This window comes from Nocardiopsis synnemataformans, assembly GCF_965343085.1.
Classification (GTDB): domain Bacteria; phylum Actinomycetota; class Actinomycetes; order Streptosporangiales; family Streptosporangiaceae; genus Nocardiopsis; species Nocardiopsis alborubida.
In genome coordinates this window covers 40,778-56,084 of sequence record NZ_CBDRFA010000040.1, presented here as the reverse complement: position 1 = coordinate 56,084, position 15,307 = coordinate 40,778, and the positions used below count along the sequence as shown (strand labels likewise).

Below are 15,307 nucleotides of genomic sequence, written 5' to 3'. Positions count from 1 at the left end.
GAACCCCGTTCCACCCGAGAAAACGACACACGGGCCTATACACCTCACGAACGCCGCCGGATCCCCGGAGAGCGCGAGCTGCGACCGGGAGCGCACACCGGGTTGTCGGGGGGAGGGCCTAGGGTCACGGAACAGCCGCGATCGGCCGCGGCGGATGCGCGTCCCGGCGCCGAGCGCATACGTTCGAGGCACCGGTCATACGGTCAACGAAACCCCCCGATTTCCCGACACTTGGATCCCATGGAGCCCCGCGACAAGAAGTTCTGTCGTGTTCCGGTCCGAGCGGTGTAGGCGCCGCCGGTCCGGGAAACCACTCATCCACCGACAGCGTCGACACGCGAGTACAGTCGGACTCCCGACGCGCTCCCCCCGCCCGTCGGACCCCGCGCCAGGGTCCCCGCTCCCGTCCTCCTCCGGCGTCGTCCCCGCGGCGGCCGGAGGAGGTGTCCGAACGCGGCGCATCTCGCCGACTGAGATTCCGATAGACGGAAACAACGTTTACCTGGTAACTCGTTAGCCCCGGTCAATGACGACAGCGAGGGGCTTCGTCCTGAAACAAGAGCACACGAGGAGCACGCACATGGCCATGGGCGACCAGAGGAGGAACGGCCGGCGGCCGGACACGACCGACCAGACGATCCTGAGCGCGCTCGCCAAGGACGCGCGGACCGGGATCACCGAGATCGCCGCACTGGCCAACGTGTCCCGCGCGACGGCCTACAACCGCATCAAGCGGCTCACCGACGAGGGCGTCATTCGCGGCTACTCCGTGGTGACCGACCACTCCAAGATGGGGCTCGGCGTCACCGCGCTCGTCCTCATCTCGGGCAGCCAGCCGGACTGGCGGGCCAACCGGGAGATCCTGTCCTCCTACCCGGAGATCGAGTACTGCTGGTACGTCGTGGGCTCGGCGGACATCGTCCTCCTCGTCCGCGTCGCCAACACCAACCAGCTCCGCGACCTGATCCTCACCCGGTTGCAGTCGCTTCCCGGTGTGACGTCCACCCAGACGCTCACCGTCATCGACGAGGTCGTACACCGACCGGTCGTGGAACCCTCCGACGGCGACTGAGGAACCCTCAACCCCCGACAACCACGGTGACCGAGGCCATCAGCTCGGCGAGCAGGTCCGAGCCCAGTGCGCGGGTGGCCGCCACGTCACCGTCCACATCCAGCACCACCTCGACGTAGGCCTTCAGCTTGGGCTCGGTCCCCGAGGGCCTGAGCGTCACACGTCCCCTGCCCTCCAACCGGAAGCGCAGGGCGTCCGTCGGCGGCAGACCCGCGTGTCCGGCGGCGAAGTCGTCCACCCCCACCACACGCAGGGGTCCGAACGCGGCGGGCGGTTCGGCGCGCAACCGCCGCATCGCCGCGGAGATGACCGACAGGTCCTCCACCCGCACCGACAGCTGGTCGCTCAGGTGCAGGCCGTACCGGCGCGCCTGGTCGTCGAGCAGGTCGAGCAGGGTCACCCCGTCCCGTCTGGCGCGGGCGGCGAGCGCCGCGGCCACCAGGGCCGCGCTGATCCCGTCCTTGTCCGCGACCGGACGGCCGCCGTCGGCACCCACGCAGTAGCCCAGCGCCTCCTCGAACGCGAAGACCCGCCGCTGCCCGGAGCCGCCCGCGCGCGCCAGCCACTTGAATCCGGTGAGGGTCTCCTCGTAGTGCACGCCCCGGTCGCGGGCGATCTTGCCGAGCAGGCTGGAGGAGACGATCGAGGCGGCCACCACCCGGTCGGACCCGCTGGTGTGGTCGAGCACGTACTCGGCCAGCAGCCCGCCCACCTCGTTGCCGGTGAGCAGGCCGTGCCCGGGGACCGCGAGCGCGAGCCGGTCGGCGTCGGGGTCGTTGGCGATGACCAGGTCGGAGCGGTCGGCGGCACCGGTGGCCAGCGCCATGTCCATGGCGCCGGGCTCCTCCGGGTTGGGAAAGTCCACGGTCGGGAAGTCGGGGTCGGGTTCGAACTGGGCGGCGACCACGGACGGGCGGGGGAACCCGGCCCGCTCCATCGCCGCCAGCAGCACCCGGCCGCCCACGCCGTGCATGGCGGTGTAGGTGGTGGCCAGGTCGCGGTCCTTGCCCGGGACCAGCGCGGTGACCGCGTCCAGGTAGCGCTCCACCGCCTCCTCCCCCAGCACCGTCCACCCCTCGCCCAGGGGCAGTGCGTCGACCGGGCCCACGGCGTCGATGGCGGCGGAGATCTCGGCGTCGGCCGGGGAGACGATCTGGGTTCCCGCGTCGGCGTCGCCGCCCGCCTTGGCCGCCCCCGCGTAGACCTTGTAGCCGTTGTCCTGGGGCGGGTTGTGGCTGGCGGTGACCATGATCCCGGCGTCGGCGCCGAGGTCGCGGACGGCGAAGGCCAGGACGGGGGTGGGCAGCGGTCCGGGCATGAGGGACACGCGGTGCCCGGCGCCGGTGAGGACGGCGGCGCTGTCGCGCGCGAAGTCCGCCGAGCGGTGCCGGGCGTCGTAGCCGACGACCACGTGCCCGGGCCCCTCGCCGAGCCAGGCGGCGATCCCCGCCGCGGCCCGCATGACCACCACCCGGTTCATCCGGTTGGGGCCCGCGCCGAGCGCGCCGCGCAGTCCGGCGGTGCCGAACTCCAGGCTGGCCCCGAAGCGGGAGTCGAGGTCGGCCAGCGCGTCGGCCTCGCCCCGGTCGGCGCGCTCCACCAGCCCCGCCAGCTCCGCGCGCGTGTCGGGGTCGGGGTCCTGGGCGATCCACTGCCTGGCCCGGGCGAGGTCGGTCATGGGGGCTCCCCTCAGAGCTTGGCGACGATGTCGGCGAGCAGACGGCCGACGGTTCCGGCGGCGTCGCGGCCGGTGGCCAGCACGTCCTCGTGGTCGAGGTTGGCCCCCGTGAGCCCGGCCGCGACGTTGGTGACCAGCGACAGGCCCAGCACCCGGGCGCCCGCGGCGCGGGCGGCGATCGCCTCCAGCACGGTGGACATCCCGACCAGGTCGGCGCCCATGGCGCTGAGCATGCGGATCTCGGCGGGCGTCTCGAAGTGCGGGCCGGGCATGGCCGCGTACACACCCTCGGGCAGGGAGGGGTCCACCGAGCGGGCCAGCTCGCGCAGGGCGGGGGTGTAGGTCTCGGTGAGGTCGACGAAGGTCGCGCCGGTCAGCGGGGACCGCGCGGTCATGTTGAGGTGGTCGGCGATGAGCACCGGGGACCCCACCGCGTAGGCGGGGTTGATGCCGCCCGCGGCGTTGGTCAGCACGACCGTGGTGGCCCCGGCCGCCACGGCGGTGCGCACGCCGTGTACGACGGCGTCGGTGCCGTGGCCCTCGTACAGGTGGGTGCGGCCCAGGAAGGCGAGCAGGGAGCGGTCGCCCGCCCTGATGCTGCGCACGGTGCCGCTGTGGCCCTCCACGGCGGGGGGCACGAAGCCGGGCAGGTCGGTGGTGGGCAGCTCCTGCCCGGAGTCGCCGAGCAGGTCGGCCGCGGAGGCCCACCCCGATCCCATGACCAGGGCGACGTCGTAGGCGTCCACGCCGGTGCGCGAGCGCAGTTCGGCGGCGGCCTCCTCGGCGGCTGCCTGGGGTGTGCGAGTCACAGCGGGTCTCTCCGTTCGTTGGTGCCTGCGCCGTGTCGGTCCGCAGAGCGGACACTCTCGGCGTGGTCTTGTACTTATAGCGTGTCCGGGGCGTCGAACCTCGCTATAGGTACAAGATCAGCGCAGGTCGGAGCCCTCGTGTCAGTACACCTAGATCCCGACGGGATGCCAGACCGTCTTGGTCTCCAGGAAGGGCTTCAGGCGAGTGGTACCGGGATCGGGGTCGAACCAGGCGTCCTCGCCGCCGTCGGAGCCGGGGCCGGGGCGCAGCACCCGGGTGAGGGTGTCCGCGGCGGCCCTCTCGAACTCCGCGGCCAGCTCCCCCGCTCCGGTGAGGTCCAGGGCGTTGACGTCGGCGTGCGAGGCCAGGTGGGGGCCCAGCTCCGGCACGCGTCCGGTGAGCAGGTTGACCACGCCGCCCGGCAGATCGGAGGTGGCGAGCACCTCGGCCAGGTCGACCGCGGCCAGTGGCGCTTCCTCGGAGGTGACCACGACGGCGGTGTTGCCGGTGGCGATCACGGGGGCGACCACGGAGGTCAGTCCGAGCAGCGGCGCGCTCTGGGGGGCGAACACCGCGACCACGCCGGTGGGCTCGGGCGCGGAGTGGTTGTGGTAGGGCCCCGAGACGGGGTTGGCGCCGCCCAGGACCTGGGCGACCTTGTCGGTCCAGCCCGCGTAGTACACCCACCGGTCCACGGCGGCGTCGACCACGCGTTCGGCGTCGGAGCGGGAGAGCCCCTGCGCGGCCACGGCCTGGGCGGTGAACTGGTCGCGGCGCCCCTCCAGCATCTCCGCGACCCGGTACAGGATCTGGCCGCGGTTGTAGGCGGTGCGCGCCGACCAGCCGCCGAAGGCCTTGCGCGCCGCGGCCACGGCGTCGCGGGCGTCCTTGCGGGAGGCGAGCGAGGCGTTGGCCAGGTGCTGGCCGCTGGCGGAGGTCACGGGGTAGCTCCTGCCCGATTCCGAGCGGGGGAAGGCCCCGCCCAGGTAGAGCTTGTAGGTCTTGCGGACCGCCAGCCGGGCGGGCGCGGCGGCGTCGGCCGTGCCCTCCGCGGCCCTGGCCGCGCTCCTGGCGGTCTTCCGGTTCTCGCGCCGCTCAGCCAAGGTAGGCCTCCAATCCGTGCCGCCCGCCCTCGCGGCCGTATCCCGACTCCTTGTAGCCGCCGAAGGGGCTGGTCGGGTCGAACTTGTTGAACGTGTTGGACCAGATCACCCCGGCGCGCAGGCGCTCGGCGGTCCAGAGCATGCGCGAGCCCTTCTCGGTCCACACCCCGGCGGAGAGGCCGTAGGGGGTGTTGTTGGCCTTGGCCACGGCCTCGTCGGGGGTGCGGAAGGTCAGCACCGAGAGCACGGGGCCGAAGATCTCCTCGCGGGCCACGCGGTGGGACTGGCTGACGCCGGTCAGGACGGTGGGCGCGAACCAGTAGCCGCTCGCGGGCAGCTCGCAGGCGGGCGACCAGCGTTCGACGCCCTCGGCCTCGCCGGTGTCGGTGAGTTCGCGGATGCGCTCCAGCTGCGCGGCGGAGTTGATCGCGCCGATGTCGGTGTTCTTGTCCAGCGGGTCGCCCAGGCGCAGCCTGGAGACGCGCTCCTTGAGCCGGGGGAGCAGCTCCTCGGCGATCGACTCCTGGACCAGCAGCCGCGAACCGGCGCAGCACACGTGGCCCTGGTTGAAGAAGATGCCCGAGACGATGCCCTCGACCGCCTGGTCCAGGGCCGCGTCGTCGTAGACGATGTTCGCGCCCTTGCCGCCCAGCTCCAGGGTGAGGCGCTTGCCGGTGCCCGCGACCGAGCGGGCGATCTGGCGGCCGACCCCGGTGGAACCGGTGAAGGCCACCTTGTCCGTGCCCGGGTGCTCCACGAGGGCGCGGCCGGTCTCGCCCGCGCCGGTGAGGATGTTGACCACGCCCGGGGGCAGGTCGGCCTCCTGGCAGATCTCGGCGAAGGCCAGCGCGGTGAGCGGGGTGGTCTCGGCTGGCTTGAGCACGACGGTGTTGCCGGTGGCCAGCGCCGGGGCGACCTTCCACGCGAGCATGAGCAGCGGGAAGTTCCACGGGATGACCTGGGCGGCCACGCCCAGCGGGCGCGGGTCGGGGCCCAGCCCGGCGTGGGCGAGCTTGTCGGCCCACCCCGCGTGGTAGAAGAAGTGCGCGGCGACCAGCGGCAGGTCGACGTCGCGCGTCTCCTTGATGGGCTTGCCGTTGTCCATCGACTCCAGCACGGCCAGTTCGCGCGAGCGCTCCTGGATGATGCGGGCGATGCGGAACAGGTACTTGCCGCGCTCGGCGCCAGGCATCGGCCCCCAGACGGTGTCGAAGGCACGGCGGGCGGCGGCGACGGCCCTGTCCACGTCGGCGGGCCCGGCGACGGCGACCTGGGCGAGCCCGGTCTCGTCCGCGGGGTTGAGGGTGGTGAGGTACTCGCCGCCCTCGGCCGGGGTGAAGGCGCCGTCGACGAACAGTTCGTAGGTCTCGCGCAGGGTGACGACGGAGCGGGACTCCGGTGCGGGCGCGTACTCGAAGATCACGGCTCTCAGTCCAGCGTGTAGTAGTCGGGGCCCGGGTAGGTGCCGGTGGACAGCCTGGTGCGCTGCATGAGCAGGTCGTTGAGGAGGCTGGAGGCGCCGATCCGGAACAGGTCGGGGGTCAGCCATTCGGGACCGGCGACCTCGTTGACCAGGACCAGGTTGCGGATGGCGTCCTTGGTGGTGCGGATGCCGCCCGCGGGCTTGACGCCCACGCGCCTGCCGGTGGCGGCGTGGTGGTCGCGGACCGCCTCCAGCATGACCAGGGTGACCGGCGGGGTGGCGGCCGGGGACACCTTGCCGGTGGAGGTCTTGACGAAGTCGCCCCCGGCCCGGATGGCCAGGTGGGAGGCGCGGCGCACGTTGTCGTAGGTGGCCAGCTCGCCGGTCTCCAGGATGACCTTGAGGTGGGCGGTGCCGCAGGCCTCCTTGACGGCGGCGATCTCCTCGAACACCTTGAGGTAGTCGCCGGACAGGAACGCGCCGCGGTCGATGACCATGTCGATCTCGCTGGCGCCGTCGGCGACCGCGCGGCGGGTGTCGGCGAGCTTGACCTCCATGGGCGCCCGACCGGAGGGGAAGGCGGTGGCCACCGAGGCCACGCCGACCCCGGTGCCGCGCAGCGCCTCGACGGCGGTGGCGACCATGTCGGGGTAGACGCACACGGCGCCCACGCGGGGCACGGTGGTGTCGGTGGGGTCGGGGTGGGCGGCCTTGGCGCACAGGGCCCGGACCTTGCCGGGGGTGTCGGCGCCCTCCAGGGTGGTCAGGTCCACCATGGTGATGGCCAGGTCGATGGCCCGGGCCTTGGCGGTGGTCTTGACCGACCGGGTGGACAGGTCCTGGGCGCGGGCTCGCGCGCCGACCTCGTCCACGCCCGGGAGGCCGTGCAGGAACGCGCGGAGTTCGCGGTTGGTCGCCGCCTCGGGCGCGAATGCGGTGTGGGGCACGGGCACCTACAGCTCTTCGGGTTGCTGGCCTGCCCGTCCGCTGTGGCCAGCGAAAACGGGTCTTTCGGCGCGGCGCGCGGAGAGGTCTCCCCCGGGGCCGGGCCGTCAGGCAGTCACCCTAACGCCGGGCGGAGCCGCCGTCAGCATCCGTCCGGATCGAGCCGCCCAAGGTTGGAGGAGCCTCCAACGCGTGCGGTGGGTTTTCGCTGTCCTTTTCTCCAATCCGTCCCGGAAAATCCCCAAAAAAGAACATCCATGCTGTCCCTTCCCCGTTCGGGCGGACACGTGCGGTCTAGACCGGACCACTCCCTTTGTGGGCGTGGGCGGGATGCGAGACTGGCCCGAATCCTCCCCCCGGAAGCCCCTCCCCCGCCGGACCCGGGAGCCGGAGGGGTGGACCCTGAGGTGACGGGAGCGGTGATGTCAGCCGGAGAGCGGATCGCGGTGCGCCTGGTGCGGCTGGACCGGGCCACACCGGAGGCGGACCTGCTGCGGGAGACCGTGCTGCGCCACCGCCTGCCGCCCGGCCAGCGCGGCCACGTGCGGCTGCCGGTGACCACCCTGCCCGCCGCCGACGCCGACCCGGCGCGCACGCCCTTCGCCGTCGTCGGTTCGGGAACCGTCACCGACGCCGCCGGGGCGCGGGCGGCCTGCGCCGGTTTCGGCGTGCTGGACCGGGCCGTGCACGCGCGCGACCTGGTACCCGACCCGACGCGGGCGGTGCTGCTGCGCGCCTTCTACGTCACCACCGCCTGGCAGGGCCGGGGCGTGGGGCGAACCGTGTGCTCCCCGCCGCTGCTGGACCGGTTGGCGGGAGAGGTGGCGCCGGACGCGGCCGAGCTGGTGCTGTGCGTGGACGAGGCCAACCACGCGGCGGCCCGCGTCTACGGTCGCGCCGGGTTCGCCTTCACCGGCCGCCGCTTCGTGGACGCGGCGGGGGGACCGCAGCTGGTGATGGTCCGCCCGGTGGAACTGGGTTAGGGCCTTTCACGCGGCCCCAGCCAGGCGCCCGTAGAGCGCGCAGCGGCGCTCCGTCACAGGGGGTGTCCCTTGTCAGGCGGCCTCAGCCAGGCACCCGTAGGGCGTGCGGGTTCCCCGCCAGCCGAAGGGGGGTGGGTGGTTGCGCTTCGCGGAGGGTCCAACCCCCTGGGGCGGGCCACCGCTGAAGTTCCCCCTCAACCCCCCGGAACGAAACGCGACCGCAGACCTGGACCACACCCCTTTAAATTTCTGATGCAGTGACGCTCCACACCAACCCCGCTGCCCCCAGCACCAGCCCACGCTCTACCGACGCCTGGCTGAGCTCACCTGGAAGGCTCAACCCCCTTGCGGCGCACCACCACCATCCACTCCACCTCAACCCCTGACGCGGAAGAGCTCATCTGGGGCGGAAGGACTCATCTAGGCTGGGGGCATGGCGGAGTTCCGGATCAGCAGCGACGACGAGCGGGTCGACCTGCGCAGGATGGCGGTGGCCCTGGCCGAGTCCCAGGGATGGGCGCGCGAGGAGGTCAGCGTCTGGGACAACCGCCGTGGCGAGGTGATCGTGACGGTGGACGACTCCCTGCTGCGCAAACCCGAGGCCGACCCCCTGCACCGCACCCGGCACACCCCCCGCGACGTGCACGACGCCTGCGAGACGCTGCGCCGTGAGGAGGCGTCCCTGCGCCGCGTGGACTTTCGCGTGCTGCGCAGCGAGACCGCGCGCTTCTTCTCCGCCGGGTGGACCGTCGCCGACGCGCTGCACGCGCTGGGGCACCGCCCCGACGGCGTGCCGTGGCCGAGCGGCCCCGACTACCAGGGCACCGACTGGCTGCACGCCCGCCTGAAGGCGTGGCGCACCCCCGACGGCGACATCCGGCCCTCCATGTCGCAGGAGGACGCCCAGCTGCGGGTGATCAGCCGGGCGGGCCTGCCCATGGACATCGGCCTTCCCGAGGACGCCGAGGTCGCGCAGCGCCCCGTGGCCAGCCCGGCGGTCGCGCGGTCGGCGGCCGACGACGCGCGCAGGCTCATGCGGCAGAACGCGCGGACCACCACCGACTCCCTGGCCCACCGCGACCGCACCTCGGCCAGGATCACGCGGGGGGATCGTCGCTAGGACGGCGGGGAAGGCGCCCGTCGGCGGCGGCTCTTCGCTCCTCCACCAGGGCGGCCACGCCGTTGGCGGCCTCGCCGAGGAGGAGCTCGGCCGGTCCCCTGCCCGCCGCCAGCCGCCACAGGGTGGCGAAGACCAGCGCCCCCAGGACGAAGCCCTCCAGCAGCCACGGCTGGTGCCAGCCGATCCCGCCGGAGGCGGCGATGACCATCGCCAGGACCAGGATGTGACCGGAGTAGACGGTCAGCGGCATCCGGCCGACCGAGGTCAGCGGGTACATGAGGACCCGGAAGCGGTCGCACAGGAACATGCACACCACCAGCACCACGAGTCCCTGGCCGACCGCCTCTGCCATCTCGAAGGTGGTGCCGGTGTGGGGCGTGCCGACCGCCAGCCACCACCAGGAGTCGGTGGGCACCTGCCCCGAGAGCGACTGCGTCTCCTCGACCACCGCGGCTCGCACCAGGGCCGCCGTCGCCTCGTCGGTGACCTCGCCCGAGGGCAGGCCGGTCAGGGCGGGGCCGCTGGCCTCCACCAGGCGGTCCATGCCGCCCACCGGGTTGAGCAGGACCCAGGAGCCGAGGTGTCCGAACAGCAGCAGGGCGGCGCCGGAGGCCAGCAGGCGCAGCCGCACCGCGGTGGCGGCCAGGTCCAGCCGCCCCAGCGCCATCCCCGCGGTCACGAAGGCCATGAAGGTGATCGCCGGGTAGTAGCCGGTCAGGAAGAAGTCGCTGAACGAGGTCAGCGAGGACGTGCGCGGCGAGGGCGGGAAGACGTTGTCCCGCAGCAGGAACGAGAGCGGCGGGCCGAGCACGGCCAGGACGCCCGCCACCGCCCACAGTGCGCCCGAGCGCAGTTTGAGCAGGGGCAGGGCCAGCACGAAGAAGCCCGCGTAGTAGGTCAGGATGATGGCGACCGGGACCCCCACGAGGTCCAGCACCAGCCCCAGCACGCCGATGAGCGCCGCACGGGTGAGGATGCGCACGACGGCCGCGCGCAGGCGGTCGCCGCCGACCGGGTCGGTGCGCCCGGTCATCATGGCCAGGGAGGTCCCCGCCAGGAGGGCGAAGAGCGCCGAGGAGTTACCGCGCACGACGCCGTGCACGTCCCAGGCGTAGCCCTCGGGCGACAGCAGCCCCATGGAATCCACCCCGAGGTGGACGACGAACATCCCGAACACCGCGAGGGCGCGTGCCGCGTCGATGCCGTCGATCCGGCCCCGACCCGAGGCCGGACCCGCGGGAGCGGCGGAGGTCTCGCCAGACCGGTTCTGTGTCACGCCCGTCAGGCTATGCCGTCGCCCGCGCGGCGACAACGGGCCGGGGCACATGGCCGCGGACGGCCACGCGCCGCCGGACGCGGGGGTCGCTCACCCGCGCCCGGCGGCGCCCCGGTCAGCCCGCGTCCTCCCGCTCTCCGGCCAGGGTGCTGAAGAAGTCGAGCGCCTCGGGGTTGGCCAGCGAGTCCCGGCTGGCGACCCGGTCGGGCCGCTCCCCCATGAGGATGCGCTTGACCGGCACCTCCAGGACCTTGCCGGACAGCGTCCGGGGCACCGCGCCGATGACGCGGACGCGGTCGGGCACGTGGCGGGGCGAGCAGTCGGTGCGGATGCGGCGGGCGATCTCCCGGGGCAGGTCGCCCTCCAGGTCGGCGCCCTCCCGCAGCACGGTGAACAGCTCGATCCGGGAGGAGCCGTCGGCCTGGGGCACGTCCACGACCAGGGCGTCGACGACCTCGTCCAGGGCCAGGACCGCGCGGTAGATCTCGCTGGTGCCCATGCGCACGCCGCCGCGGTTGATGGTGGAGTCGGAGCGGCCGTAGATGACCGCGGTGCCGCGGTCGGTGATCGCGATCCAGTCACCGTGCCGCCAGACGCCCGGGTAGACGGAGAAGTAGCTGTCGCGCAGCCGCTCGCCGCTGTCGTCGCCCCACAGGAACAGGGGCATGGACGGGGCGGGCCTGGTGACGACGAGTTCGCCGACCTCGTTGACGAGCTCCCTCCCGTCGGGGTCCCAGGAGGCCACGGCCATGCCCAGGGCCCGGGACTGGATCTCGCCCTCGTGGACGGGCAGGGTCGGGGTGCCGCCGACCAGGCAGCTGCACACGTCGGTGCCGCCGGAGGTGGAGAACAGCCACAGGTCCTCGCCGAACTCCTCGTAGACCCAGGAGAAGGCCTCGGGGCTGAGCGGCGAGCCGGTGGAGCCGATGGCCTTGAGCGCGGACAGGTCGCGGCCCTGACGGGGGTGGACGCCCTCCTTCATGCAGGAGGAGAGGAATCCGGCGCTGGTGCCGAAGACGGTGGCCCCGGCGTCGGCGGCCAGGTCCCACAGGGCGCCCAGGTCGGGTGCCGCCGGGCTGCCGTCGTACAGGACGATGGAGGCCTTCGTCAGCAGCACGCTGACCAGGAAGTTCCACATCATCCAGCCGGTGGTGGTGAACCAGAAGACCCGGTCGTGCTCCCGGGCGTCCAGGTGCAGGTGCAGGTTCTTGAGCTGTTCGAGGAGGATGCCGCCGTGCCCCTGGACGATGGCCTTGGGCAGACCGGTGGTGCCCGAGGAGTAGAGCACCCACAGGGGGTGGTCGAAGGGGACGGACGCGAACTCCAGCTCGGCCCCGGCTCCGGACTCCTCCAGCCGGTCCCAGGGCAGGGTGCCGTCGAGGGATCCGCCGGGGTGGAGGTAGTCGAGCAGAACGGTGTGCTCGACGGTGGGCAGGGCCGCGCGCAGCTCCTCCACGACGGGGCGGCGGTCGAAGTCCTTGCCCCCGTAGCGGTAGCCGTCCACGGCGAGCAGGACCTTGGGCTCGATCTGGGCGAAGCGGTCGATGACGCTGCGCACGCCGAAGTCCGGGGAGCAGGAGGACCACACCGCGCCCAGGGAGGCCGCGGCGTAGAAGGCGGCGACGGTCTCGGGCAGGTTGGGCAGGTAGGCCACGACGCGGTCGCCGGGGCCCACACCCAGCTCGCGCAGTCCGGCGGCGATGGCGGCGGTGCGTCGGCGCAGGTCGCCCCAGGTCCACTCGCCGAGGCCGCGCAGCTCGGTGGCGTGGCGGATGGCGACGTGGTCGTCGTCGCGGCCCTCGAAGACGTGCCGGGCGTAGTTGAGGGTCGCCCCGGGGAACCACTCGGCTCCGGGCATGGTCCGCTCGCCCAGGACCCGCTCGTAGGGGGTCTCGGAGCGCACGCCGTAGTACTCCCAGACGGACTCCCAGAATCCGTCGGTGTCGGTGACCGACCAGCGCCACAGGGAGTCGTAGTCGAAGGACGCGGCGGAGGCGTCCCCGAAGGCCCGGACCCCCTTCTCGCGCTCGGCCCATCGGGCGAACGCGACGATGTTGGAGGACGCGGCCCTCTCCTCGTCGGGCTTCCAGAGCACCCGGGGCACGCTGTTCTCCGTCATTGGCCCGCCTTCCCATTCGCACTGTGTCTCGCACGGTGTTTTGCTGGCTGTGTGTCGCCGACCGTGTGTTGCCGACCGTGTGTCGCTGTGAGACCCATCTAACAACACACCATGTCGGCGCCGACGGCCCGGCCCCCGGAGTGACGGGGGCCGGGATGCGCGCCGAGTGCGCAGGTCACCGGTGGGAGGGAACCGGTGTGCGGGGCCCACAGCCGGGCGGGCGCGCGGGCGTGGGCGGCCCCCGTTGACAGGGCCCGGAGGCGGGTGGGAGGACCGGTGACCGGACCTTTCGCGTCCCCGCCAGTCCGGCGCCCGAAGGTCCGATCGGCCGGGGGCCGGGTGGCCGGTGCGGCGGCCCCGGGCGCGGCCGGTCTCCTCAGCTCCCGCGCAGCGCGGCCACGGCGGCCACCGGGGAGTCGACCACCGGGGAGCCGGTGGCCTCCAGGCGGGCGCGGGACATCAGGCCGCTGGCGACGAGGATGGAGCGGGCCCCGGCCTCGCGGGCGGCGCGGGCGTCGTCGTCGATGTCGCCGATCAGCACGACCCGGGCCGGGTCGATGCCCTGGTGCTCGAGGTGGCGCACCAGGTGCTCGGCCTTGGAGTCGTGCTCGGTCTGGAACTGGCGGCCGTCCACCCGGGTGAAGTGCGCGGTCAGGCCGCGCTCCTCGATGAGCGGCACCAGGTGGTCGTGGGAGGCCATGGACAGCAGGGACTGGGTGCCGCCGCCGCGGGTCCACTCCCGCAGCACGTCGGGGACGCCCACGGTGAGCTCGCAGGAGGGCAGGTGCTCCAGGTAGCTGCTGTCGTAGTGCCGCTCCGCCCGCTCCCACTCGCCGTCCTCGAAGGCCCGGCCGAGGAGCTCCTCGTAGCAGGGGATGAGGGGGCGGCGGAAGACGGAGCGCCAGTGGTCCATCTCCACGGGGTCGCGGCCGAACAGGCCGCACACGGCGTTCACCGCGGCGAGGTTGGCGTGGTTGTCGTCCAGGAGCGTGCCGTTCCAGTCCCAGACGATGTGCGTGGTGTCGTTTCGGTCGAAAGTCGTCTCAGCCATTGACCGCACTTTACGGGCACCTGCCCCGGCCGGGGAATGCGTCGTGCGCCACCCCGGGCCGGACTCCCCTGCCCGCCGGGGCGCCTCACCCGGGGCGGTACTCCCCCGCCGGGCCACCGCCGTCCGCACCGGTCCACGTGTCCGCGTCCGCCCCCTGCCGCTCGGCGCCTCGCGCCTCGCGGCGTTCCCGGCGCAGTCGCCGACCGCGCCGGACCGCCCACACGCTCCCCGCCACCAGGAGCGGGAACACGACGAGGACGAGGACGGGCACCAGGAGGGCCAGCAGCGAGGTGACGAAGCTGACCGCGTCCTCCAGGAAGGAGACGACCGGTGCCGCGCACCCGAGGGACACGGAGTTGGCCACCGGCCGGGCCAGGGACTTGACCGCGTGGAAGGCCAGGGAGACGACCACGCCCGCGACCACCGCCCACCAGGAGACCCCGTCCCCGCCCGCGGCGGCGCCGGAGGCGGCCCCGGTGATCTCACCGAGTTCCACGGCGGAGGCCCCCGCGCCGAAGGTGATGCCGCCGGATGTGGGGCGCACGACCGTCTGGAGGACGTCGTTGAAGCTGTCGACCGCGGGGATCTTGTCCGCCGCGAACTCCACGACCAGCAGCACGGTGAGGACCACGAGGGTGGCGGGGTGTTCGATCCACTGCCAGGACTCGCCGAGCGGGACCAGGTCGGTGAAGCGTGCGAGCAGCCCGACGAGGAGGAGGGGGATGTAGGCGTTGAGCCCGGCCGCGGAGGCCAGGCCCAGCCCGGTCAGTGTGGTGAGCATGCGCTTCCTTCTGTGCTCCCGGGGTGGGGCGCCGTGCGGTCATGCGGTTACCGCCCGGCACCGCTGTACCCGTGTTGACGCTCGCGGAGCACGCGGGGTTTTCGGTTCGGACCCCTTACTGCCGGTAGTTCTCGACCTCGGAGACCGGGCGCGGCTCGGCCTCGTCGGGGTCCTGGTCGAACTCGCTGCGGGCCCTGCGCTGGCGGAGCAGGTCCCAGCACTGGTCGAGCGCCTCCTCGACCTGCTTGATGCGGGCGCGCTCCTGCGGGTCCAGCCCTTCGGTGGTGGAGCGGAGCGCGTGCTCCTCGTCGATCAGCCCTCGGATGGTGGCCATGATGTCGTTCTCGGCGCTGTCAGTCATACCGCCCATGGTCGGTTCGGGGCGGGGCCCCGGGCAAGGGCCCCGCCCCCGCGTTGCCCAGAGCGGACCGGACGTTTACGCGCGGTGACGGCCCCCGCGCGCGGGGCGCGCGTGCCTCCCGGCACGGCGAGCGGTCCCCGTTCGTCTGGGAAACTCCTACTACGGCCGCGTTGGCGGCGACACGCGCACTCGGAGGGGGCGCACCGGCGGAATGCGTTCCCAGTCCCCGCCGTTGGATACCACGAGGGGGTATGGTAATGGCATCTGAGCAGGAACGACACGGAAGCGGGAGCATGGCTGCGACCCACGGTTACAGCAACGACAAGCAGAGCCACATCAACCGGCTGCGCCGTATCGAGGGCCAGATCCGCGGGTTGCAGCGGATGGTCGAGGACGACCAGTACTGCATCGACATCCTGACCCAGACGTCGGCGGCCAACAAGGCGCTGCGGTCCTTCGCGCTGTCCATGCTCGACGAGCACCTCAAGCACTGCGTGTCCAACGCGGTGGCCAACGGCGGCGAGGAGGCGGACGCGAAGGTGCGCGAGGCCTCCGACGCGATCGCCCGCCTGGTCCGTTCCTGAC

At 72.9% G+C, this 15,307-nt stretch carries 14 protein-coding genes; 4 read left to right on the top strand and 10 right to left on the bottom strand.

Annotation, left to right across the window (positions count from 1 at the left end):
- Nucleotides 1–580: 580 nt before the first annotated feature.
- The gene (locus ACSIH6_RS22590) at nucleotides 581–1,072 is read left to right on the top strand and encodes an Lrp/AsnC family transcriptional regulator (RefSeq protein WP_013154257.1); all 492 of its coding nucleotides are present in this window, start codon (nucleotides 581–583) and stop codon (nucleotides 1,070–1,072) included.
- Between the two features lie 7 nt (nucleotides 1,073–1,079).
- Here ACSIH6_RS22590 and ACSIH6_RS22585 read toward each other — a convergent pair whose 3' ends face one another.
- The 5 genes from ACSIH6_RS22585 to deoC all read right to left on the bottom strand — a co-directional run bounded on the left by ACSIH6_RS22585 (nucleotide 1,080) and on the right by deoC (nucleotide 7,039).
- Complete coding sequence (locus ACSIH6_RS22585) at nucleotides 1,080–2,750, bottom strand: phospho-sugar mutase (protein WP_435110306.1); 1,671 nt, start codon at nucleotides 2,748–2,750, stop codon at nucleotides 1,080–1,082.
- 11 nt (nucleotides 2,751–2,761) lie between these two features.
- On the bottom strand, nucleotides 2,762–3,559 hold the full coding sequence (locus ACSIH6_RS22580; protein ID WP_435110305.1) for a purine-nucleoside phosphorylase: 798 nt from the start codon (nucleotides 3,557–3,559) through the stop codon (nucleotides 2,762–2,764).
- Between the two features lie 150 nt (nucleotides 3,560–3,709).
- Complete coding sequence (locus ACSIH6_RS22575) at nucleotides 3,710–4,663, bottom strand: aldehyde dehydrogenase family protein (RefSeq protein ID WP_435110304.1); 954 nt, start codon at nucleotides 4,661–4,663, stop codon at nucleotides 3,710–3,712.
- A complete protein-coding gene (locus ACSIH6_RS22570) occupies nucleotides 4,656–6,086 on the bottom strand; it encodes an aldehyde dehydrogenase family protein (protein WP_435110303.1) in 1,431 nt (476 codons plus the stop codon). Before ACSIH6_RS22570 ends, ACSIH6_RS22575 begins: the two co-directional genes overlap by 8 nt.
- A gap of 5 nt (nucleotides 6,087–6,091) precedes the next feature.
- Nucleotides 6,092–7,039, bottom strand: a complete 948-nt coding sequence (deoC, locus tag ACSIH6_RS22565) for a deoxyribose-phosphate aldolase (RefSeq protein WP_435110302.1) — start codon at nucleotides 7,037–7,039, stop codon at nucleotides 6,092–6,094.
- Between the two features lie 414 nt (nucleotides 7,040–7,453).
- On the opposite strand from deoC, the gene ACSIH6_RS22560 reads away from it, so the two are divergent.
- Both ACSIH6_RS22560 and ACSIH6_RS22555 read left to right on the top strand, forming a co-directional pair.
- Nucleotides 7,454–8,014, top strand: coding sequence for a GNAT family N-acetyltransferase (locus ACSIH6_RS22560; RefSeq protein ID WP_435110301.1), 561 nt, complete (start codon nucleotides 7,454–7,456; stop codon nucleotides 8,012–8,014).
- Between the two features lie 433 nt (nucleotides 8,015–8,447).
- Nucleotides 8,448–9,134, top strand: coding sequence for a hypothetical protein (locus ACSIH6_RS22555; RefSeq protein WP_435110299.1), 687 nt, complete (start codon nucleotides 8,448–8,450; stop codon nucleotides 9,132–9,134).
- On the opposite strand, the gene ACSIH6_RS22550 is transcribed toward ACSIH6_RS22555, so the two are convergent.
- The 5 genes from ACSIH6_RS22550 to ACSIH6_RS22530 form a co-directional block, all read right to left on the bottom strand.
- Entirely contained in the window at nucleotides 9,112–10,410 is a 1,299-nt protein-coding gene (locus tag ACSIH6_RS22550; protein ID WP_435110298.1) for a heparan-alpha-glucosaminide N-acetyltransferase domain-containing protein, read from the bottom strand. The genes ACSIH6_RS22555 and ACSIH6_RS22550 overlap by 23 nt on opposite strands.
- A 115-nt stretch (nucleotides 10,411–10,525) precedes the next feature.
- The gene (locus tag ACSIH6_RS22545) at nucleotides 10,526–12,529 is read right to left on the bottom strand and encodes an acetoacetate--CoA ligase (RefSeq protein WP_435110296.1); all 2,004 of its coding nucleotides are present in this window, start codon (nucleotides 12,527–12,529) and stop codon (nucleotides 10,526–10,528) included.
- Nucleotides 12,530–12,905: 376 nt separating this feature from the next.
- Nucleotides 12,906–13,580, bottom strand: coding sequence for an HAD family hydrolase (locus ACSIH6_RS22540; protein ID WP_435110295.1), 675 nt, complete (start codon nucleotides 13,578–13,580; stop codon nucleotides 12,906–12,908).
- Between the two features lie 85 nt (nucleotides 13,581–13,665).
- Nucleotides 13,666–14,361 carry a DUF4126 domain-containing protein gene (locus tag ACSIH6_RS22535; RefSeq protein ID WP_435110293.1) on the bottom strand — a complete coding sequence of 232 codons (696 nt, stop codon included), beginning with the start codon at nucleotides 14,359–14,361 and terminating at the stop codon, nucleotides 13,666–13,668.
- Between the two features lie 115 nt (nucleotides 14,362–14,476).
- A complete protein-coding gene (locus ACSIH6_RS22530; RefSeq protein WP_150253170.1) occupies nucleotides 14,477–14,722 on the bottom strand; it encodes a DUF2630 family protein in 246 nt (81 codons plus the stop codon).
- Between the two features lie 293 nt (nucleotides 14,723–15,015).
- On the opposite strand from ACSIH6_RS22530, the gene ACSIH6_RS22525 reads away from it, so the two are divergent.
- Nucleotides 15,016–15,306: a metal-sensitive transcriptional regulator gene (locus tag ACSIH6_RS22525; protein ID WP_017565228.1), complete on the top strand. Its 291-nt coding sequence runs from the start codon at nucleotides 15,016–15,018 to the stop codon at nucleotides 15,304–15,306.
- Nucleotide 15,307: the final 1 nt, after the last annotated feature.